The sequence below is a fragment of the Halomonas sp. HP20-15 genome (assembly GCF_033446685.1).
Classification (GTDB): Bacteria; Pseudomonadota; Gammaproteobacteria; order Pseudomonadales; family Halomonadaceae; genus Modicisalibacter.
This window is the reverse complement of the sequence record NZ_JAWQLY010000002.1, coordinates 260,854-280,992: the sequence shown is the minus strand read 5'-3', so window position 1 is coordinate 280,992 and position 20,139 is coordinate 260,854. Positions and strand designations below refer to the sequence as shown.

Annotated in this window: 18 protein-coding genes and 3 pseudogenes; 6 read left to right on the top strand and 15 right to left on the bottom strand. The window is 57.2% G+C overall.

What is annotated here, in order from left to right; all coding sequences use genetic code 11:
* The 3 genes from R6258_RS03675 to R6258_RS03665 all read left to right on the top strand — a co-directional run bounded on the left by R6258_RS03675 (position 1) and on the right by R6258_RS03665 (position 3,174).
* The gene (locus R6258_RS03675) at positions 1-882 is read left to right on the top strand and encodes a glycine betaine ABC transporter substrate-binding protein (protein ID WP_318447537.1); all 882 of its coding nucleotides are present in this window, start codon (positions 1-3) and stop codon (positions 880-882) included.
* 117 nt (positions 883-999) lie between these two features.
* Positions 1,000-2,319, top strand: a complete 1,320-nt coding sequence (locus tag R6258_RS03670; protein ID WP_318447533.1) for an MmgE/PrpD family protein — start codon at positions 1,000-1,002, stop codon at positions 2,317-2,319.
* Positions 2,320-2,331: 12 nt separating this feature from the next.
* Positions 2,332-3,174, top strand: a complete 843-nt coding sequence (locus tag R6258_RS03665) for a nitrilase-related carbon-nitrogen hydrolase (protein WP_318447531.1) — start codon at positions 2,332-2,334, stop codon at positions 3,172-3,174.
* 111 nt (positions 3,175-3,285) lie between these two features.
* On the opposite strand, the gene R6258_RS03660 is transcribed toward R6258_RS03665, so the two are convergent.
* The 11 genes and pseudogenes from R6258_RS03660 to R6258_RS18850 form a co-directional block, all read right to left on the bottom strand.
* Positions 3,286-3,762 carry a YbhB/YbcL family Raf kinase inhibitor-like protein gene (locus R6258_RS03660; RefSeq protein ID WP_318447526.1) on the bottom strand — a complete coding sequence of 159 codons (477 nt, stop codon included), beginning with the start codon at positions 3,760-3,762 and terminating at the stop codon, positions 3,286-3,288.
* Between the two features lie 255 nt (positions 3,763-4,017).
* A complete protein-coding gene (locus tag R6258_RS03655; RefSeq protein ID WP_318447523.1) occupies positions 4,018-4,533 on the bottom strand; it encodes a hypothetical protein in 516 nt (171 codons plus the stop codon).
* Positions 4,532-5,200 (bottom strand): annotated as a pseudogene (locus R6258_RS03650) (integrase core domain-containing protein); the annotation flags it as partial. The pseudogene R6258_RS03650 and the gene R6258_RS03655, both read right to left, overlap by 2 nt.
* A gap of 100 nt (positions 5,201-5,300) precedes the next feature.
* The gene (locus R6258_RS03645) at positions 5,301-5,927 is read right to left on the bottom strand and encodes a hypothetical protein (protein WP_318447520.1); all 627 of its coding nucleotides are present in this window, start codon (positions 5,925-5,927) and stop codon (positions 5,301-5,303) included.
* A 342-nt stretch (positions 5,928-6,269) separates the two neighbouring features.
* Complete coding sequence (locus R6258_RS03640; protein WP_318447518.1) at positions 6,270-8,624, bottom strand: hypothetical protein; 2,355 nt, start codon at positions 8,622-8,624, stop codon at positions 6,270-6,272.
* 132 nt (positions 8,625-8,756) lie between these two features.
* Positions 8,757-9,263, bottom strand: coding sequence for a hypothetical protein (locus R6258_RS03635; RefSeq protein WP_318447515.1), 507 nt, complete (start codon positions 9,261-9,263; stop codon positions 8,757-8,759).
* Between the two features lie 353 nt (positions 9,264-9,616).
* Positions 9,617-9,868, bottom strand: a pseudogene (locus tag R6258_RS03630) (aldehyde dehydrogenase family protein); the annotation flags it as partial.
* Positions 9,869-9,976: 108 nt separating this feature from the next.
* Positions 9,977-10,213, bottom strand: a complete 237-nt coding sequence (locus tag R6258_RS03625) for a hypothetical protein (RefSeq protein WP_318447509.1) — start codon at positions 10,211-10,213, stop codon at positions 9,977-9,979.
* A 111-nt stretch (positions 10,214-10,324) separates the two neighbouring features.
* A complete protein-coding gene (locus R6258_RS03620) occupies positions 10,325-10,999 on the bottom strand; it encodes a hypothetical protein (protein ID WP_318447507.1) in 675 nt (224 codons plus the stop codon).
* A gap of 136 nt (positions 11,000-11,135) precedes the next feature.
* Positions 11,136-11,477, bottom strand: a complete 342-nt coding sequence (locus tag R6258_RS03615; protein WP_318447505.1) for an SH3 domain-containing protein — start codon at positions 11,475-11,477, stop codon at positions 11,136-11,138.
* Positions 11,478-11,895: 418 nt separating this feature from the next.
* A pseudogene (locus R6258_RS18850) lies at positions 11,896-12,039 on the bottom strand (methylmalonate-semialdehyde dehydrogenase); the annotation flags it as partial.
* A 435-nt stretch (positions 12,040-12,474) separates the two neighbouring features.
* Here R6258_RS18850 and R6258_RS03610 point away from each other — a divergent pair.
* Together R6258_RS03610 and R6258_RS03605 are read left to right on the top strand one after the other, a co-directional pair.
* Positions 12,475-13,002, top strand: a complete 528-nt coding sequence (locus tag R6258_RS03610; protein WP_318447503.1) for a TetR/AcrR family transcriptional regulator — start codon at positions 12,475-12,477, stop codon at positions 13,000-13,002.
* 274 nt (positions 13,003-13,276) lie between these two features.
* Positions 13,277-14,467: an MFS transporter gene (locus R6258_RS03605; RefSeq protein ID WP_318447501.1), complete on the top strand. Its 1,191-nt coding sequence runs from the start codon at positions 13,277-13,279 to the stop codon at positions 14,465-14,467.
* A 107-nt stretch (positions 14,468-14,574) separates the two neighbouring features.
* On the opposite strand, the gene R6258_RS03600 is transcribed toward R6258_RS03605, so the two are convergent.
* The 3 genes from R6258_RS03600 to R6258_RS03590 all read right to left on the bottom strand — a co-directional run bounded on the left by R6258_RS03600 (position 14,575) and on the right by R6258_RS03590 (position 18,344).
* On the bottom strand, positions 14,575-16,062 hold the full coding sequence (locus R6258_RS03600; RefSeq protein WP_318447499.1) for a CoA-acylating methylmalonate-semialdehyde dehydrogenase: 1,488 nt from the start codon (positions 16,060-16,062) through the stop codon (positions 14,575-14,577).
* A gap of 43 nt (positions 16,063-16,105) precedes the next feature.
* Entirely contained in the window at positions 16,106-17,389 is a 1,284-nt protein-coding gene (locus R6258_RS03595; protein WP_318447496.1) for a Xaa-Pro peptidase family protein, read from the bottom strand.
* Positions 17,390-17,456: 67 nt separating this feature from the next.
* On the bottom strand, positions 17,457-18,344 hold the full coding sequence (locus R6258_RS03590; RefSeq protein WP_318447492.1) for a hypothetical protein: 888 nt from the start codon (positions 18,342-18,344) through the stop codon (positions 17,457-17,459).
* Between the two features lie 106 nt (positions 18,345-18,450).
* Here R6258_RS03590 and R6258_RS03585 point away from each other — a divergent pair, with 106 nt between their 5' ends.
* Positions 18,451-19,335, top strand: a complete 885-nt coding sequence (locus R6258_RS03585) for a LysR family transcriptional regulator (RefSeq protein WP_318447490.1) — start codon at positions 18,451-18,453, stop codon at positions 19,333-19,335.
* Positions 19,336-19,470: 135 nt separating this feature from the next.
* Here R6258_RS03585 and R6258_RS03580 read toward each other — a convergent pair whose 3' ends face one another.
* Entirely contained in the window at positions 19,471-20,007 is a 537-nt protein-coding gene (locus R6258_RS03580; RefSeq protein WP_318447487.1) for an HPP family protein, read from the bottom strand.
* Positions 20,008-20,139: the final 132 nt, after the last annotated feature.

Here is a 20,139-nt window from a genome sequence, read left to right as displayed (position 1 = left end):
ATGCGAACCTTGATGACCCTACTTACCGGCGCGGCACTGGCCGGCACCCTGGCCACCGCTCAGGCCAACGAGATCGTGGTCGGCGGCAAGGGCTTTACCGAGCAACTCATTCTGTCGAGCATGACCACCCAATACTTGGAAGAGCTCGGCTATGACGTCGAAAAACGCGCCGGCATGGGCTCAGCCATACTCCGCCAGGCCCAGGAAAACGGCCAGATCGATCTCTACTGGGAGTACACCGGCACGTCACTCATCACCTACAACAATATTACCGAGAAGCTCTCCCCCGAAGAGACGTATCAGCGCGTCAAGAAGCTCGATGCCGAGAAGGGGCTCGTCTGGCTCGAACCCTCCGATGCCAACAATACCTACGCACTGACCATGCGTGCCGACGATGCCAAAGCGCGGGATATCGAAACGATCTCCGATCTTGCCGAGACCATCAACAACGGGGAGACGCTTACCTTCGCCTCCAACGCGGAGTTCTACGCCCGTGAAGACGGCCTGCGGCCACTGGAAAAGACCTACGATTTCAAGTTCGGTCGTCCCAACATCAAGCGCATGGATTTCGGCCTGACCCTGCCCGCCTTGCGCGACAAGCAGGTCGACGTGTCCATCGCCTATTCCACCGACGGACGTATCCCGGCCTACGACCTGGTGACGCTGAAAGACGACCAGCAGTTCTTCCCGGCCTACGCGCTGACCCCGGTCGTACGCAAGGAAACCCTGGAAGCCAACCCGAAGCTGGATGAACAGATGAACAAGCTCTCGGCGCTCCTGAACGACGACGTCATGGCCTCGCTCAACGCCAAGGTCGACGTCGACAAGAAGGCCGTCGAGCAGGTTGCCGAAAACTTCCTCAAGAAACACGACCTACTGTGATCGACACCTGAACGGGGCCATTCCTCACCGTAATCGATCACTAAGAAGGCCGCCCCGCGCGGCCTTCTTTCTGAGTCATTCGGGTCTTCGCCACCCGCCAGCGCCCTAGGCTTCGCCATGCACGATCATATTCCGCTCGACTGGATGCATCGATTCGATCTTTCGAGTCTCGACGATGAAGCGTTGCACCAGGCCAAGCGCTGCCTGCTCGACTTGCTGGGTGTGGCGGCCGGCGCCACCCGCACGCCGCTTGCCGACAAGGCCGCGCGTTTCGCGACCATCCAGCACGGCGGCGCGCGTCCGTTGCTGTTCGCCCCCGGCAAGGCCTCGCCCACCGGCGTTGCCCTGCACGGGGCCTGGCTGATCGATGCGCTCGACGCCCACGACGGTCATGTGCTGACCAAGGGCCATGCCGGCGTGGCCTTGCTGCCCGGCTTGCTGGCGCTGCCCGAGGTCAGCGGACTTTCGGGATGCGACTTCCTCGCCCTGCTCGCTTACGGCTACGAGATCGCCACCCGCGCGGGTATCGCCCTGCACGCCACCAGCCCGGACTATCACACCTCGGGCGCCTGGAATGCCCTGGGCGTGGCCGCCGTGGCCGCGCGCCTGCGCGGGGCCGATGTCGAGACCCTGCATCATGCCCTCGGCATCGCCGAGTTCTATGGCCCACGCAGCCAGATGATGCGCTGCATCGACCACCCCACGATGCTCAAGGATGGCTCTGGCTGGGGGGCGATGACCGGCATCTCGGCGGCGCTGCTGGCCGAAGACGGCTTCACCGGCGCCCCGGCGTTGACCGTCACCGCACCACAAGTGGCCAGTATCTGGCAGGATCTAGGCGAGCACTGGTATCTCCACGAGCAGTACTTCAAGGCCTATCCGGTCTGCCGCTGGGCACAGCCCGCGATGGAAGCCGTGCTCGCCCTGGCCGCCGAGAAGCGCGACCCGGCGACTATCGCGTGCGTCGAGATCGTCACCTTCCACGAGGGTAAGCGCCTGCACGTGACGCACCCGACCACTACCGAGCAGGCCCAGTACAGCCTGCCCTGGTCGGTGGCTTGCGCTTTGGGCCGGGGCACCGTGGATGTCGCGGGCGTCAGCGACGAACTCGACGCCCCTGACCTCAAGGCCCTGGCCAGCAAGGTGGAAATCCACGAGGACGACACCTTCAATGCGCGCTTTCCCGCCGAGCGCTGGGCGCGCGCCCGGCTGCATCTCGACAGCGGCGAGATCATCGAAAGTGCCGACTTCGAGGCACGCGGCAATCCCGACCGGCCCTTATCGGATGCCGAGGTGATCGCCAAGTACCAGGCACTGGCCGAGCCCGTGCTGGGCGACCGAGCGGCACGACTCCGCGAGGTGGTGATGAGCCTCGAGACACGTCCCGCAGGCGATCTTCTCGCCCTGCTCGGCGCACCAACATTTTCCACGCAATAGCGAGACGCCACCATGCACTACCAAGATCACCTGCGCGTCGGCGCCGCGCAGATCAACGCCACCCTGGGCGATGTCGACGCCAACCTTGAGCGTCACCGCGAACGGATCGCCGAGGCCCACCAACGAGGACTCGAGCTGCTGGTCTTTCCCGAGCTTTCACTGACCGGCTACGGCCTGGGCAACCGGGTGATCGAGGTAGCCTGCCCAGCCCATGACCCGCGCCTTACCGAGCTCGCCCGCGCCGCCGGCGAGATGCAGGTGGTGGTGGGGTTCGTCGAGGAAGCGAGCCCCGGCGAGTACTACAACGCCCTGGCGATCCTGCAGCACGGCAAGCTCCAGGCCGTGCATCGCAAGCTCAACCTGCCCACCTACGGCGGCCTGGAAGAGGGCAAGCTGTTCACGCATGGCAACAGGCTGACCCACCTCGCGGTGCGCCCCGGTTGGTCGGCGACCTCGCTGATCTGCGCCGACCTGTGGAATCCGGGACTGGTACACGCCGCCCTGCTGGACCGGCCCACGATCCTCTGCGCGCCAATCAACTCGGCCTCGGGCATCGTCAGCGACGACTTCTCCAACGAGCGCAACTGGCCTCTCAACCTGCAGTTCTACGCCATGACCTACGGCACCCCCGTGATCATGGCCAACCGCTTCGGCCCCGAAGGCGACAGCCACTTCTGGGGCGGTTCATGCATTCTCGGCCCACAAGGCGACACCCTGGCCGTGGCCGAAGATTGCGAGATGCTGATCGACGCGACTCTGTCACGCACCGCCATCGCCCGTGCCCGCTTCGAGCTGCCTACCCATCGCAACGCCGACACGCCGCTGGTGCGCGAGCTGATGGCCGGCTACCGCTGAGAGAAAGATACTGGCTGCGCGCCGGATTAGCAGACCCAAAACGACACTCGGCGCCTCCCAGGGGAAGGCGCCGAGTGTGTTTGAAGCGGCGTCTAAGTAGTTAAAGACTATTCAGTCACGGCGGTACGTCCCCACCAACCGACTCATGCCCAAGATGTGAGGCTCCAGCTTATTAAGCAGTTCCGGCTGCGTCAGCCCCTCGGGCAGTTCGGTGAGGGTATCCAGCGCCAATACCCAGAAATAGTACTGGTGCGGCCCGTGGCCCTGTGGCGGCATGGGACCACCGTAGCCGTTGGCGCCGCCATCGTTGACGCCGGCGGTGCCCAGCTTCGTGCCCTCCTCCAGCGAGGTGACATCCGACGGCAGGTTGTAGAGCAGCCAATGAACGTAGCCATAACTGCCATCCTTCACCAGCGGCGCATCCGGGTCGTGGCAGATCACCGCGAAGCCCTGGGTGCCCGCCGGCGCATCCTTCCAGCTCAGGGCCGGGGACACATCGTCACCTTCTGCCGAATGGCGCTTGGGAATCGCCCCATTCGGCGTAAAGGCGGGGCTTTCGACGTGCATGCTGGACGGTGCAAAGGGCATAGAGCTTCTCCCATGGAACGTACTGAAAGGTGAATCGAGCGACGCCATTGCGGCGGCTTGTCTTTAGGAAATGATGGCAGCAGTGGGGGATTCAACCCGTCGCGCGGGCGATTGCCGAAGCTCGAGGCCATACACCTAGGCATTGATCTTCCTTTGCATGACGTAACGCTAACCAGCGCTGCGCGGCTTTATCGCGCAGCGTCCCGCGACTGAAAGGAGCGAGATTAAACGCCGGATTAGAGCACGTCCCAAGAGTTACTGTCCGGCTTTCTTTGCGGGAATGCCGAAACCAACACCAAAGTAAAAGTCGGTTTCTGGAGGAGGAGGGAATGTTGCCGACTGAATGCCAGTTCCAAGACAAGAAAAAAATGGAGTTTTCTCTTTCCAATAGATGGCACCAACCTTTCCTGAAGTGGTTACCACAAATACAAGATCTACCCGAGCGGGGCGTTCGAGAGGTGGCTGGTTAAGGCATTTACCTATTATTTGACCGACAGTGTTGCGAAAGGCAGGTTGCATCTTAGTTTGATACCACTCCAGCAATGCGGGATTTGATGATGCCGCTTCTGACTTTTTTTCTGCTTCTTCGTAGGTCTCGGCAAGACAGACAGACGACGCAAGGAAAGCCATGGCGAAAACAACTTGCTGGAAACACTTGAACATACGAGCTGACTCCTGATAAGTACTATAACGTTTGCCATCACCGGTGACAAAGCCGGAGCGAAGCGAAGGCTCTGGCATGAACTTCCCCAATAACTTGGACACGTCCATCAGTAATTCCTTCGAACTCTAGCGGGGTCCGGTAACCTAGGCCACTGTGCATCCGTTGGTGATTATAAAAGCCTCCAATATAGTCATATATAGGTCGTCGTAATTGCCTTAACGTCACAAAGCGGGTCGCATGGAGAAATTCTCCCTTCAGCGTTTTGAAGAAGGATTCAACCTCGGCGTTATCGGTGCATTGCCCGGGGCGATTCAGCGACGGATCTTGAACAACAGATCTGCGTTCCCAGCCGCCCTCTGGCCGGGCTTCCGGTTAGCCCAGGCATAGTAGCCAGATCGCGAGATATTCAGGTGGCGGCATAGTGTCTTTACTCCGTGTTCTCCCCGGTGTTTCCAGGCGAACCGGAACGCTTCCGTCGTTCCTCGGCCTGAAACGTTGAAACTTTTTTAGGATGTCATTTTCCTTCTGAAGCTCCGATACCCGGCGTTTCAGGCGGGCAACCTCATCCTGTTCATGAATCTTCTGCTTGGCGTCGGCTGGTGCCTTCTTGACCCGTTTCATGGCGAACTTGCCCTCCCGGTATTCCTTGCGCCAGCGTGACAGCATGAACGGGTGAATATCCAGCGCTTCCGCGACTCCTTGAACGCTTCGGTGAGCCTGATGGCTCCACTCGACCGCCTTCACCTTGAACTCAGTGCTGTAACGTTGCGTCATCTTCCCGTGATTATTGTGGGCACCGGTTTTCTCCTCCGTGGGAGTTATCGATGCGTGTCTACTAAACCGGGGGAAGTCCATGGTCGGCTTGATTCACTTGTTATCCTGGATTTCCCGGAGTAATAAACACCGTTGAGATCCCTTCAGGATCATCGCTAACGGGAATCTCTCCCTCAAAGCCTCCATTCAACCTACCTGGAAAATCCATATTACGAGAATCGAGATATAAGTAGGTATGCTGCTTCTTGCCCCTGGCGGTCCCCCCTGAAGAGGCCAAAGTCTCGTTTATCAGCACAGTTATTAATCTATCCCAGTCATCAGACATGTTTCCAAGAGTAAAATGCTTCCCCATTGCATTAATAGGTCGAGTAATCATACCGAGGATTGCTTCACTATATGTCTCTGGGTGTGAATTCGGTGGCCACATTGTTTGCCATGAAGGAATTATTGTTGACCAGCGTTTAGCTTTAGCATCCTTGATCTGCAGGAAAGTACAGTGCTGAAGCCGTGAGGTTCCATATGAAGGAAGCTGGAACTCGCAGTTGACCTTTGGATTCAACGGATTCGGACTGCTGCCGGACGCAACAGATGTTTGACTACTGAGTAAAAACTTAGGAGCGCCACCTAGAAGCTGAAGTTCTTTTTTTGTTGATTTATTAGAAACTGAAATTCGGTTATGGCTCTTACCTTTCTTTGCTTGAACAAGGAGAGCCCTGCCAGCTTTCATTCTGTGGTCGTCCCACGTAACGATCAAGAGATCCGCTAGTTCACAACTTGGCTTGTGCCAAGTTCCTCTTTTCTGTGTATACCAACACTGCGGAGTATGGTCGACCCACACAGATGCCACCGAAACAGCTGGATAACCTAAACTCAAAAGCTCAAGATTTAAACTAGTAGCCCACACGTATAACCCGGGTGGATGGTGGACCGCCCGTAAGTAGTCTCTTTCACTAGGGAAAGGGCCGCTAAAATGCGGAGCAATGTGCCATATATGTTCAAATGCAGACTCTAACGGCATATCTCTCCTTAAGGATAACGCTTGCGCAACAGGCGCGAGCTTGCGAGCGCCCTAATTGACGCAATTTTTGTGTAATGATTCGTCATCTCGATTCTCTGCAAGCGCTATATAATGGTATGGTAGATCGTCATTATCTATATTGATTGCAATAATTAAGCTATACTTAACATGATCCGGCTCCAGGCCCAAAGCAGTTGCATGATCAATAAAATCATAACGTTTATCGCTATTCCCGTCTTTAAATAGGACCACAGCCAAAGCGTACTCTGATGATTCTGGCGGCCTATATATAACAATATTCTTATGGCCCTCGGATTGCCACGTTCTATGTACCACCTTGGATAAGTCTTTTATATGCTGAACTAGCTTTCTCTGATCATCTGGCGGGAAGCGATTGAGTATACATCCAATCTCTGTCCAACGTGCGGTAGATCGCTCCTCAAGCTTACTAAATATCTTCGTGAAAAAAGGCGATATTTTGGGTTTAGGCTTATCAATTAATATGCCCTGGTCTTTTGACATATAATATTTATCTAATGGTTCAGACATTCCTGATATTATGACTTCTACTTCATCATCACTAACCATACCCCCAATATTCAGCAAGTTAGTAATGTATAGCCCCATAAAATCGAGCTCATCCCCTAAGAACTTATACTTGCCTTCAAGCTCAGTTCTTCTTAGTAGATAATGGATAATTTGAACAGGGTGTTCGAGAAAATCAAACAAAGTTTCGAAATCGGCAAGGTTCATTGATGGGCAAGGTGCGAAACCATCTGGAATCCACCCGGTTTCATTAAATAGCCTCAAGTTTGTTTGAAGAGTCGCAAAATCTTCTAGAGACACTGAAACCCGAAGCACTTTATTTATAGACCTTATGTCTACAGGGATTTCTTTCAAAAGAGAATCTTCAGGTTCATCTTGAACCCTAAGATTGTTAAGCTTATTTTCTAATCGGTTCGACTGAACTCCTGGCTCTATCAGGACTTCCTCAAGGTGCCTCTTTATTCGGTCCGGCGCGCCTCTTAAAGCAGGCCTCGATATTTTTTGTGATTTCGCCTCAATAATAATTGCATGAGAATCAATAAATGCAATAAGGTCGGTTTCATACTGAGCTTCACCCTGATTCCATTTAACGCCAGAAACTATTTGTGACTCAGGAAACCTTGTCTTAACAACCTCTTCAATCTTTGACTCCAGATAATCAGCTCGCCGTTCGTGAAGAGACTTCTTATCTACCCCCTCAACAATCTCATCTAACGTGTTTATAACGAAGCTAAAGAATAGCTGGGGTAATACGCAATAATACCCACTATCTGATGAAATTATTGGCTTCTTCCACACAGGGTTTTCCAAAAAGAAAAACTCTTTCTTTTCGCCACCGAGATCGCCGAATCTGTATGAAAAATGGGTTAGAATATTATCGATAACACTTTTATCAATTTCGAGCTGCTCCGACAATTCATCACTATTGATAAAGTAGTAGCCAGGCATTCTCATATCAAAATGCGACAAGAGCATGAAGAAAAGATTTTTTCGCGACATCTTTTTTATATCAATATTCTCGAAAAACCTGTCAGCCTGCTCTTCCCCTTGCCCAATCAATTCATGATATTTAACTAGCATATCGTACGGCTTTTTTGTGGACTCTAGATCGGACAAGATATTAAATCTTTTAGAAAGCTTTTTCTCTACAGATTCAGTCAACACCTCAAAAACATCAATGGCATTTGTGGCTGAAAAGCCAAACTTATTATGGACTTGCTCATCAAATGGGCTATATAATTCCTTTGAAATCCCAACTACTTGAGAATAAAACCCCCAATTCCTAACCATTTGCGTATGACTTCGTAGAAACTCTTGGACCTGATTGATAGCCATTTCAATACCGGATGAATTCAACAGATCTACATTCATTCTGCTGAATTTAAAGGCGTGACTTATTTCTATTAATTGATCCCATACCTTCTGAACCATGTCAGGAGTGACAGGGAGCGTGCCGAGTTCGTTCTCTGGTATTTGTAGAGCAAGCGCCTGAACTAGTTCTACATGTGCTTGGTTTAGGCCTCCAGATGATTCTTTTGACTGTACTCCACCATCGCCTGCCCCAACAGTCAAACCATAGGCCGAGAGAATACTTATAAGGGTGACAGGGTCATACTGCCTCAAAATATCGTTCAACGATTCGAACACCTCAACAACTTTGTCTTTCCCATTCTTTCCTAATTCTACAATCAACTCTTTCCTTTGTTCATCAGTGAGACCAGACAGTGGGTTTTCCACCATTGTCATCGCTGGGCCAGAGAAAGGTTGTTTACTAGCAATATTTTTGTTCGGTTTAAGACGGTTGCGGATTTTATTTTCTTTCCTTTTAGCATCTCGTCTGGACTTACTATTTCGGCCCATAATATATCCCTATTGGCAGTACGGAGCGGGCACATAACGCTGCGCACAACGGCGCCCTTGGAATGGAGGCGAAGCCGCAATGTAAAGGGCGTCCGGCGGCCGCAGGCCGCGAATTGATGCGCCTTGTTATATTCAGAGATCCCCGCAACGACCAAGTGCAGCGTCCAATGGACTGTCATCAAGATCAGCGGCCAATCTCGCTAACTCTTGTGCCCGAACATCAAGCTCTGTTAACTGCTCATTGCTCAATTCTTTGAGCTCTTCAGAACAGTCCTCAGAGTAATCTTTAAAAGCATCGCTTTGTCGTGACCCGACAATCATTGTGCGGCAATAATTTATAACCTGAGCCTTCTGAGCAATATAGGCTCGACTAAGGACATCGAATGTTGCTGCATAGACCATGACATTCTTCGGATCTACGATTGACGAAACTACAGTGTCAGCTATGCATTGCTGCTTCTTCGTTAGGGTCTCACCTTGCTCTAGTTTTTCTGAATGTTTTCTGCTGTCTCTTCGCCACAGCCAACCAACATTAGAAATGAAAGAAAAACTAACAGATTTCGCATGATTCTCCTTATTTTTGGATTGAAATATAACAGGTATTAGGTCGCGCGCTCGAATAGCTACTTGAACGAGCACGCGCGTTTAAGATTCTTATGCTTCGCACCCAACCCTTTGATTTACAATAACCATGCGCTTTATCTCACCATATAACACCAATAACCGCGCATGCCACATTTTCCGCCATAGTGACTTCGGGCCGACTTCCGCCCTCCCCACTCGCCCAGTTACTGCTTTGCCCACGCTACCGCCAAGGTGAGGACTACAACCCTCACCGCCTCGCCCATAATTTATGTCGTCAAACCCTTAAGTATCCCTAAACCTATCGCGATTCAGCGCCGAGAGACATGGCGTTACACGAAAGGCTTACACACAAAAACGCCCACGCCGGTGTGAACGGCGCGGGCGTGGTGTTCAACCGTGCGGGTGGCTTACGAGGGGAAGTTGAACTGGGCACTTTCCTGGGCGCTGCGCTGCGGCCAGCGTTGGGAGATGGCCTTGCGGCGGGTATAGAAGCGCACGGCATCGGGGCCGTAGGCGTGCAGGTCGCCGAACAGCGAGTCCTTCCAGCCGCCGAAGCTGTGGAAGGCGACCGGCACCGGCACTTTGATGCCGACCATGCCGACCTCGATGGCATCGGCGAAGCGTCGCCCGGCCTTGCCGTCGCGGGTGAACACGTAGGTACTTTTACGCAACAAAATGAGTGAAGCGAATACACAAAAGGCGCGTAGACTACTGTGACGGCACTTATTATGCAACTTTTGCACTTCAGGTAAAGTCTAGAAAATAATTCATATACTTGGCACACTACCAAAATATATAGAAATAAACACTAGCACCAGCCCTGCGATATTCATTAAAAACGGATTTTTCCCAACATCCCAGTGTTTGATTAAAAACAGGATTGATATAGGTGAAATCAGAAAGCAACCCACCCCCCACGCCACACTAACTTTAAACGCCTCAACCAACAGCCAAACCCCTGAGAATATTACAATAATCACACCAACAGAAAAAACTATATTCATTCGGTTAATCTCCTGACTCCCTTTGATTTCATTGCCTTGCACAACGCTTGCAGTATGCGCGCCAATGAAATGGGGGAAGTCCAGCGTCGGATGGAACCGGTTGTTAGATTGCTATATCTTCAACCTAAATGATTTAAAGAAAGACTTGATTCTTGTACTGGTTGATATGACATCTGCCTCTTTTCCACTAGCACATGTGTTGCAACCATGTGGCCACTGAACCCAAACCGATCCTCCGCCACCATTAGGTGATTCAACAATATATATAATATGGTGCACCGTATAACTCGGCGACCTACCCTGGTAACTACTTTGAGCAGGCATAGCTTGTTCTAGTGTTACTAACATAGCCCTCTTTCCATCCAACCTTGTTTCGATGCGCTGCAACTCCTTAGCCTTACTACCATACCCAGATAGCTGTTGTTTGTAACCTTGCAATAGGCCATTTACCAGTTGATCCAATGTTGGTGATGGCTGTGACTTATCCAGCTTTTTACCTATCTCTACACGATAGAACTCATTTGGATGAACTGAAGTATTAAAGCTCACATACGCCCCTACATTGGCATATTGCTCTTTAACTTCCATGTATTTGTATGAGTATGACCCCTGTTCAAATGGGGTTTTAATTTCAAATGATCCATCCATCGCGTAATAAATACTATTTTCGACTTTACCCTTCATCAATTTCGGAGCGGGAATTAGGCCGCCAATAGTTCCACCTGTAGTGCTGCAACCATAAATGGCGGTGACCCCGAGAAGGAAAAGCAACTTTACAAACCTCATTAATCTCTCCTTAACAATCTAACGCCTTGTTAAGGTGTGAGGCACGCAATACCGATGCCGCCGCATACCACCTTAACCACTGATAACAACGCATACTATACATGCCACGCGTGCCGAATTGCTCTTGAACAACTTGTTATGTACGTTTTACCGAGCGCACTGGTACCCAACCGATTTCACCCGTTGACCTCGAAACTCGATACCACTCATTGAGTTCAAATAGCACTGACAGCTTTTCACCAATGACGGTATTGAGCTCAACATTGTCGTAGTCTTGAAGCAAAATACCTTCAGAGATTCCTTCAGTCTTTTCGATATATTGAACTGGAGCCCAACCCTGCTCCCCTTCACTACTGGTTATAAAGATCCAATTGGGGAACTCGTCGTCAATTGCACCGAGAGCTACTTTATCGCCTTGCTTCAAATAAAACGGATTAGGATATTCTGAGACGTGTTTGTCAGTAGTGACTACTTCCATATTTTCTCCAAAGTACATAACAGATATTAGACAGCGCGCGCGTTTCCCCACTTGAACGAGCAGGCGCGTTCAACAATCTTATCGAGCCAATCTTTTCGCTCTTAAGTTTTTGATTTTAAGAAATACTAAGAAAAGTTCGGCGCGTTATGCAGAATTCGCGTGCCTGCTGCCTTTGCCGGCTCTGGTACCTTGGAGCCAACACCCCCCTGCCCCGCTACCATTTGCCCACGCTACCGCCAGGCGGAGCACTGAACGCTCCGCCGTCTGGGTCATTAAGGTTGTATCGGCAACCTCTAACCAGACTTAACCTATCGCGAATCAGCCTCGCGTAACATGGCGTTACACGAGAGGCGTACACACAAGAACGCCCGCGCCGTTGGGCGGCGCGGGCGTGTGGGTCAGGCTTGCGGGGCTTAGCTTACGAGGGGAAGTTGAACTGGGCGGTTTCCTGGGCGCTGCGCTTCGGCCAGCGTTGGGAGATGGCCTTGCGGCGGGTGTAGAAGCGCACGGCGTCGGGGCCGTAGGCGTGCAGGTCGTCGAATAGCGAGTCCTTCCAGCCGCCGTGATGCGGGGAAGCCGAGCCGCTAGCAGATAGCCACTGCGCCGCTCGACCAGCGTCACCAGACCAGACTCTTTGAGTCCCTTGAGCACGATGACACCCCAGTGTCCGAGATGGCGTCGATGGGCTACCTCGCTGGGATGGTGTTCGTTATCCACACGATGGAGAATGTTGCCCAGGCCGGCGCGCCTGGCAAGGTAGCGTTGATAACGCCGCCGCTGAGACAATCGGAGGGCCTTATAAGCCTGCCACCGCAGGCTTTATCTTCCCGAATCAATCCCGGCTCAGCGAATAGATCCACCGGTGACTCAGGGTGATTCCGTTGGCTTTTGCCATGAAGCCACTGATCTGTACGGGACTCCTTTCGTCCGCCAATCTCAGGACTTTGCGTCTGCGCCTCGGCTTGCGCATGTAAAATGATCGTTTTACACTTCAGCCATGGACATTCGTACACGATTAATCTCGACCGCCGAGCAACTATTCGACCGTCACGGCTTTAACGCCACCGGCATGGACCGGCTGACGGCAGGTGCGGGGATCTCGAGCCGCACGCTCTACAAACATGTGGGCAGCAAGAACGGCCTGATCGCCGCCGTCCTCAACGAGCGGGATCGCCGCTTCCACCGCCAGGTGGAAAAAGACAGCATCGATGCGCTATTCGGCGCGCTGGAGGCCTGGTCGGCCCAGGAGAGCGCACGGGGTTGCTTGTTCCTGCGCGCCTGCCAAGAAACCGGCGGCGACGTTCCGGAGATCGCCGAGGCGATGGCGCGCCACAAGCAGCGCCTGCGGGACCGGATCGGCCAGATCGTCGTCGCGGAGATCGGCCGGCGCGACGACGAGCTCGTCGAGACGATTCAACTGCTGTTCGAAGGTGCGACCCACATGGCCGCGTATCGCGGCATCACGACCGTCGATGTCGCGCGCAGGGCGGCACAGCGTTTGGCCGACGCCGCGCGGGCATCATAGCGACGCCGAGTTCAGTAACACGCTTGCCGCCTCGCCACACATCATAACCAGCGAGTAGCGACGTTAACCGGGCTCGAACCGGCAGCGCCATCATGTCAACGATGAAAACGATCGTTTTACATGCTGAACTACCGAGCCCGGCGCCAGCCCCCTCAGGGAGAGGAAACATCATGACGCCTACCGACTCACCACAGGCACAGGCCACGCATACGTCGACTCCCCGTGAGACGCACCGGGGAGCCGTGATGGCGGATATCCGCAGAGAGTGCGCCTCATGAACCGCATCGAGTTTCGTTTGATCGTCGCCGGTACCATGTTGATCGGTACCACATACGGCCTGGCGCGCTTCGCCTATGGGTTATTCCTGCCCAGCATGCGCGACGATGTCGGGTTGAGCCCGACTCTGGCCGGCATCATCGGCAGCGGCGCCTATGTCGGTTATTGCCTTGCCATCGTGCTCAGCGCGCTGCTGGTGGAACGTTTCGGCTCGCGGCGGATCGCTGTCGCCGCTGCTCTGATTGCAGCCGCCGGCATGGTAGGCGTCGCCGCCAGCACGCAGGCATTGTGGCTGGCCGTCTCCATTCTGCTTGCGGGGACGAGCACCGGGCTGGCATCGCCGCCCATGGCGCAGGCGGTGTCGCGCTCGGTGGCGGCGCCCCGGCAGGGGCGGGCCAATACCGTCATCAACGCCGGTACCAGCCTGGGCGTTGCTGTTTCCGGGCCGGTCGCCTTCCTCGCCACCGGGCAGTGGCGGCTCGCCTACACCGCCTTTGCCGTCGCCGCGTTGCTCAATGCGCTGCTGTTGCTGATCAGCGTGCCGCGCGCGAGCGCCGGCGACCCCGCCCCGGTTGACAGTCATCAAGACGCCGACCGCCCTGGTGGGCTCTGGCGCCCCCACGCGTCGATGCTGATCGTCGCAGCCACCGGCATGGGCACAGCCAGCGCCGCCTTCTGGACCTTCTCGAGCGATGTACTCATCACGTTGGGGCATTTCGAGCAGGCGACGGCCAACATCGTCTGGATTCTGATCGGCGTTGCGGGATTGGTGGGCGGCGCGGCGGGCGACCTGATTACGCGCTTCGGCCTCAACATCGTCCATCGCGGCAGTCTCGCGGCAATGGCCTGCGCGCTTGGCTTGCTGGTACTCAGCCCTTCGAACCTGGCGGCAGTGCTCGTCGCGGCCGCGCTGTTCGGCTCGGCCTACATCATGCTGACCGGTGTCTATCTCGTCTGGGGCATCCGGCTGTATGCGGATCGCCCCGCCATCGGGCTGGGGCTTCCCTTCCTGATGATCGCCGTGGGGCAGATCGTCGGCTCGCCGCTCGCGGGCAACCTGATCAGCAGCCATGGCTATCTCGTCTGCTTCATCGCCTTCGCGCTGCTCGCGGTGGCCACGGCCCTCACCGGGTATAGAACGGCCGGGGCCGTGGCTTTCCAGCCGCCTTCTACGTCACCCCATCATTAGCGCGATTTAACGTCGATCAACATGGCGCCACACGAAAGGCGTACACACAAAAACGCCCGCGCCGTCTGGGCGGCGCGGGCGTGGGGTCAGGCTTGCGGGGGCTTAGCTTACGAGGGGAAGTTGAACTGCGCGCTTTCTTGGGCGCTGCGCTGCGGCCAGCGTTGGGAGATGGCCTTGCGGCGGGTGTAGAAGCGCACGGCGTCGGGGCCGTAGGCGTGCAGGTCGCCGAACAGCGAGTCCTTCCAGCCACCGAAGCTGTGGAAGGCGACCGGTACCGGCAGCGGCACGTTGATGCCGACCATGCCGACCTCGATGGCATCGGCGAAGCGGCGCCCGGCCTCGCCGTCGCGGGTAAACACGCAGGTGCCGTTGCCGTACTGGTGGGCGTTGATCAGCGCGATGGCCTCCTCGAAGGTCTCAACGCGCACCACGCACAGCACCGGGCCGAAGATCTCGTCGCGGTAGATGCTCATCTCCGGGGTGACGTGGTCGAACAGCGTGGCGCCGAGGAAGAAGCCGGGCGAGCCTTCCACCAGCGGATGCTCGAGGCCGTCGACCACCAACTCGGCACCGGCGGCGGTGCCCTGCTCGATGTAACCCGCGACCTTGTCGCGCTGGCCGGCGTTGATCAGCGCGCCCATGTCGAGGCCGCGCTCGGTGCCCGGGCCGATCTTGAGCTCGCGGGCCTGGGTAGCGAGACGCTCGACCAGGGCGTCGGCGGTGGCGTCGCCCACGCAAACAGCCACGGAGATCGCCATGCAGCGCTCGCCGGCACTGCCGAACGCGGCGCCGATCAGGGTGCTGGCGGCGTTGTCGATGTCGGCATCCGGCAAGACCACGGCGTGGTTCTTGGCGCCACCGAGGGCCTGCACGCGCTTGCCCTGGCGGGTGCCGCCCTCGTAGATCTTGCGCGCCACGGGGGTGGAGCCGACGAAGGAGAGCGCGCGCACCTCGGTCGCTTCGATCAATGCGTCGACGGCCTCGCGGTCACCATGGACGACGCTGAACAGCCCCCTGGGCAGCCCGGCCTCGTCGAGCAGTTCGGCCATCTTCACGGCGGCCGAGGGCGCCTGTTCGGAGGGCTTCAGGATGAAGGCGTTGCCGCAGGCCAGCGCCATGGGGTACATCCACAGCGGCACCATGGCCGGGAAGTTGAACGGCGTGATGCCGGCGACAACGCCCAGCGGCTGATGGTTGGACCAGGTGTCGATGCCCGGCCCGGCGTTGTGGGAGTACTCGCCCTTCAAGAGTTCCGGCACGCCGCAGGCGTACTCGACGTTCTCGATGCCGCGCTTGAGCTCGCCCATGGCGTCCTCGAGCACCTTGCCGTGTTCCTCGCTGACCAGCGCGCAGATCTCGTCGGCGTCGCGCTCGAGCAGGGTCTTGAAGCGGTACATCACCTGGGCGCGCTTGGCCGGCGGCATGTCGCGCCAGGCGGGCTGGGCCTCGCGGGCGGCGTCGATGGCGCGCTGCACGGTGGCGGTATCGGCCATCGCCAGGCGACGTACCGGCGCGGCGGTGGCCGGGTTGAGCACCTCGATGGTGCGCTCGCTGGTCAGCCGTTCGCCGGCGATCCAGTGGCCTAGGTCTGTCATTACGTCTCTCTTCATGTCGGGGGATGCGGGCACAGTCGCCGCCTCAAAACTCTCGACCGAGCAGGGCTTCATCGAACGGATAGCGCGAGAGCTTCTCGATGCCGGTGTCGGTGACCAGCACTTCCTCTTCGAGCTTGACGCCATCAGCGGCGCCGACCTCGCCGATGTAGCTCTCCACCGAAACCACCATGCCGGGTTCGAGGACGCCGTCCTTGGAGAAGCGGTCGAAGTCCATGTGGTGGGCGACCAGCGGCGTCTCGCCGTGCATGCCAACGCCGTGGATGATCGACGGGTAGCGACGGTCGAGGAAGCGCTCGGGAATCTTCCAGGCGCTTTCGGCGATCTCGCGGTAGCTCATCCCCGGCTTGAGGATCTGCATGTTGTGATGCACCTGTTCGTAGGCCATCCGGTAGAGGCTCTGCTGGTAGCCGCTGGGGCGGCCCGGCCCAACGTGGAAGGTGCGCGAGAAGTCCGAATAGTAGCCGTGGCAGCCGATGGTATCGGTATCCAGCGCCACCAGCTCGCCGGCACGGATGACCCGGTCGCTGGCCTCGTTGAACCAGGGGTTGGTGCGCGGGCCCGATGAGAGCAGGCGTGTCTCGATGAACTCGCCGCCCTGCTGGATGACGTTGCCATAGAGCGTGGCGAACAGGTCGTTTTCGCGCACGCCGGGCTTGATCGCCGCCTCGACCTCGGCGACCGCCGCCTCGCAACCAGCCATCGACTGCGCCAGGCAGGCGATCTCCTCGGGGGTCTTGATGCGCCGGCAATGCAGGGTGTCCTGCATGCAGTCATAGACGTCCAGCCCCTGGGCTTCCAGCGAGCGGGCCAGGTTCAGCGCGCAGCGGTCCAGGCCGATCTTCTTGTTGCCCTTGCCGTGTTCTTCCATCAGCTCGGCGATCTCGATGCCGAACGGGTCGGAAGACAAGTTGTCGCGCTGGTTGACCGCCGACCACACCACCTTGGAGGTGCGCGCTTCGTCGATGGTCTCGAGCCAGGTGGAGACGTGGGCGCTGCCCGGGTACTCGAACAGGATTATCGGGCCTTCGAGCGGCACGTAGATGTAGCGCGTGGAGTTGCGCAGAAAATAGCCGAACATGTTGCGCGAGCCGGTGGCGTAGCGCTGGTTGTAGGGGTCGAACAGCACCAGCGCGGCATAGCCCTGCTCGGCCATCATCGCGCGCAGGCGCGCCAGGCGCCCGGCGCGCAGTTGCAGCGGATCGAAGGCGGTGGGGATGCTGTCGGTGTTGGCCATCGGCGCCGAGGGGACGACCGGGATGGAGGACGGCTCGCTGTCGCTGAGTCGGGCGGATTCGATACGGTTCATGGCAATCCTTTGGGCAAAAGCAGCGCCCGGCGATGGCCGCCGGGCGTCGAAACAGAGGCGCTTGCGTTCAGTCGGCGAGGTTGTCGCTGCGCTGGGTCCGGCCCTCTTCGAGCATGCGCTCATGAACCGGCGCCATGCGCCCGAAGATACGCTGGGCGCGCTCGGGGCGGCCGACGAAGCCCGGCTCCTTGGCATAGGCGAAGATCACCGTGTGCCGCTCGCGGCTACCCTCGACCGGGGTCACGCGGTGCAGCGAGTAGCGCCCGAAGAACACCTGGAGATCGCCCGGCTGCAGGTCCAGCGTCTTCAGGCGGCTGCGGTCGCCGTCCAGCACCGACTGGACCGCTTCGAAGTTCTCGCCCTCGGGGCTGCGGATGCCCGGCGCGTACTCGAACCGGCCTCCGCCCTCGGATTGGCGGGTCATCATGGTGACGATGAATTCGTTGGTGTCGTAGTGCCACGGGTGCTGGCAGCCCTCGCGCAGCACGTTGACGACCAGGTCGGCCAACGGATCGGCGTATTGGTGAATCGTCTCGATGCCCACCACCGCGGCGATGAAGCGCTGAAAATCCGGGTGCTGATAGACCTGGCGAATGATGGTGTCGCGGTCGATCCGATCCCCGGCGACGAAGCCGTTGGTACGGTCGCCGAAGCGGTTCTTGGGGTGTTCCGCCGGCAGGCCGGGATCGCCGTCGGAGTTGTAGGGATTGGTTTCGTTCTGGTTGTAATGCGCCGCCGGCGAGAGCCGCTCGGTCTCGCGCTCGAGCCGATCGAGTGCATGGTCCGGCACGAATCGCGGCAGCACGACGCAGCCGTCGTCGGCCAGCTGGTCACGGCAACGCTCGATCAGCGCTTGCCCGGCGGAGCTCGCAAGATCGTTCAGTGGGTAACGCGCCAGATCGACGAGTCCCTCCAACGAGGTACTGTCCGGCCGGGTGTCGGCGGTAGCGTGCATGCAAGGTCTCCTGATCGCGGTCTTGACACCATGTCAGCCTAGGGCGTGAAATTTGATAATAGAAATGAATGATTAAGATACGATCAATTTCAGAGGCTCATAGACGATGGATACGGACCTGTTGCGTGCCTTCGTGGGCGTCGCCGAATGCGAAGGCTTCAGTGCCGCCGGCAAGATTCTCTGCCGTACCCAATCGGCGGTCAGCCTGCAGATCAAGCGGCTCGAGGACCGCATGGGTGAATCGCTGTTCGAGCGCACCAGTCGCAGTGTATTGCTCACCCCGTCGGGTGAAAGGCTACTGCCCTATGCCCGACAGATTCTGAAATTGCAGGATGAAGCCCAGCGCATGATGGGGGCCGATAATCAGTGTGAATTGATCAGATTGGGTATTTCCGAGGAACAGGCGAGCGCTTATCTGCCCAGCCTGCTACCGCGCTTCGCCGATTCCCATTCACGGGTACATATCGAAGTCTATTGCGATATCAGCGCCAACCTTATCGCTCGATTCCAGGAGGGGCTTCTGGACCTCGTGCTGGCCGTACGCCATGGACCCACGCATACCGGGGAATTGCTGGGCCGCGAGCCGATGGTCTGGGTCGTTGCCGACAACATCGATCTTGCCGACTGGCAACGCCTGCCATTGGCCTTGAACCCCGAGGGCTGCATATTTCGCGCCCATGCCCTGGCTGCGCTGGGGAGAGACGAAAGGCAGTGGGACGTGCGCTACATCAGCCAATCGCCGACGGGCATCAATGTCGCGGTGCAAAGCGGCCTGGCCATGACCGTCAAGACGCCGCGTAGCGTACCCGCCGGCTGCCGAATCATTGGCGATGACGAGGGGCTGCCCGATCTGGGGTATGTCGAAATCGAACTTCATCGAAGCCCCGGTCAAATGAGCGAGTCCTTCGATAGTTTCTGTACGGCTCTAGCAGCCACGGTGACCGGTATGCAAAGCGTGGAGAGCGTGGATTTACAGGCTTCCATAAGTTAAAGCCACTTGATCGAGTAGCCAACCTGTCGCTCAGTTGCATGACAGGAAGTCCGAGCTTTGTCTTTTAGACTTCAAGCCGCGTTTATACTGGAGCCGCTTCGCCTTTAGGCGGGCGATTCTTCATGCAATCCACGCTTACCACCAGTGCTGGGGATAGCGCCGGTGCCTTGCCAGGTTGTTGATGAGCACGGCGATCGTGAGCATCAGCAGGCAGCCTACGGCTATCGGGAACAGCACATAGCCCCAGCCCAGGGCATGCAGCTCGTCCGAGCCGATGACGGCGATCAGTGCCGCTGCCCCGCCCGGCGGGTGAAGGGTATGGGTCAATTGCATGGCCAGGATTGCCGTCGAGACGGCGACCGCCGCCGCCAGCCAGGTCTCGCCGAGCAACTGCCAACTGAGCACGCCGACGAGCGCCGAGAGCATGCTGCCGAACAGCACGTTGCGGGGCTGGGCCAAGGGGCTCTCCGGGGCCGCGTAAAGCAACACCGAGGAGGCGCCGAAGGAGCCCACCATCAGCAAGGAGTGGGTCTGCAGCGATTGGGCGCTCAACCAGCCCACGCCGGCGATACCCAGGAAGGCGCCGACCCAGGACCACAGGGCGTCGCGCCAGCAGGGCGGCGTGCGTTCGACGCGGGTGCCTTTCATCTTGCCGATGTATGTTCTAACCATGGACCTTCATTGCGCGTTGAGAAAGCCGGCTATCCTGCCAGAGCCTGAGTCGCGCTTGAAATAACCATTGGCTATGGTGGTAGGTCATGCCTGCCGCCCTGAGATGTAGTTCGCAGGCAGTCATGTCAGCGC

Excerpts from the sequence above, each read along its gene's own strand:
- R6258_RS03660 (WP_318447526.1), bottom strand. The coding sequence starts at position 3,762 with ATGCCCTTTGCACCGTCCAGCATGCACGTCGAAAGCCCCGCCTTTACG.
- R6258_RS03670 (WP_318447533.1), top strand. The coding sequence starts at position 1,000 with ATGCACGATCATATTCCGCTCGACTGGATGCATCGATTCGATCTTTCG.
- R6258_RS03665 (WP_318447531.1), top strand. The coding sequence starts at position 2,332 with ATGCACTACCAAGATCACCTGCGCGTCGGCGCCGCGCAGATCAACGCC.
- R6258_RS03610 (WP_318447503.1), top strand. The coding sequence starts at position 12,475 with ATGGACATTCGTACACGATTAATCTCGACCGCCGAGCAACTATTCGAC.
- R6258_RS03605 (WP_318447501.1), top strand. The coding sequence starts at position 13,277 with ATGAACCGCATCGAGTTTCGTTTGATCGTCGCCGGTACCATGTTGATC.
- R6258_RS03620 (WP_318447507.1), bottom strand. The coding sequence starts at position 10,999 with ATGAGGTTTGTAAAGTTGCTTTTCCTTCTCGGGGTCACCGCCATTTAT.
- R6258_RS03645 (WP_318447520.1), bottom strand. The coding sequence starts at position 5,927 with ATGAAAGCTGGCAGGGCTCTCCTTGTTCAAGCAAAGAAAGGTAAGAGC.
- R6258_RS03675 (WP_318447537.1), top strand. The coding sequence starts at position 1 with ATGCGAACCTTGATGACCCTACTTACCGGCGCGGCACTGGCCGGCACC.
- R6258_RS03615 (WP_318447505.1), bottom strand. The coding sequence starts at position 11,477 with ATGGAAGTAGTCACTACTGACAAACACGTCTCAGAATATCCTAATCCG.
- R6258_RS03600 (WP_318447499.1), bottom strand. The coding sequence starts at position 16,062 with ATGACAGACCTAGGCCACTGGATCGCCGGCGAACGGCTGACCAGCGAG.
- R6258_RS03655 (WP_318447523.1), bottom strand. The coding sequence starts at position 4,533 with ATGGACGTGTCCAAGTTATTGGGGAAGTTCATGCCAGAGCCTTCGCTT.
- R6258_RS03640 (WP_318447518.1), bottom strand. The coding sequence starts at position 8,624 with ATGGGCCGAAATAGTAAGTCCAGACGAGATGCTAAAAGGAAAGAAAAT.
- R6258_RS03625 (WP_318447509.1), bottom strand. The coding sequence starts at position 10,213 with ATGAATATAGTTTTTTCTGTTGGTGTGATTATTGTAATATTCTCAGGG.
- R6258_RS03590 (WP_318447492.1), bottom strand. The coding sequence starts at position 18,344 with ATGCACGCTACCGCCGACACCCGGCCGGACAGTACCTCGTTGGAGGGA.
- R6258_RS03595 (WP_318447496.1), bottom strand. The coding sequence starts at position 17,389 with ATGAACCGTATCGAATCCGCCCGACTCAGCGACAGCGAGCCGTCCTCC.
- R6258_RS03585 (WP_318447490.1), top strand. The coding sequence starts at position 18,451 with ATGGATACGGACCTGTTGCGTGCCTTCGTGGGCGTCGCCGAATGCGAA.
- R6258_RS03580 (WP_318447487.1), bottom strand. The coding sequence starts at position 20,007 with ATGGTTAGAACATACATCGGCAAGATGAAAGGCACCCGCGTCGAACGC.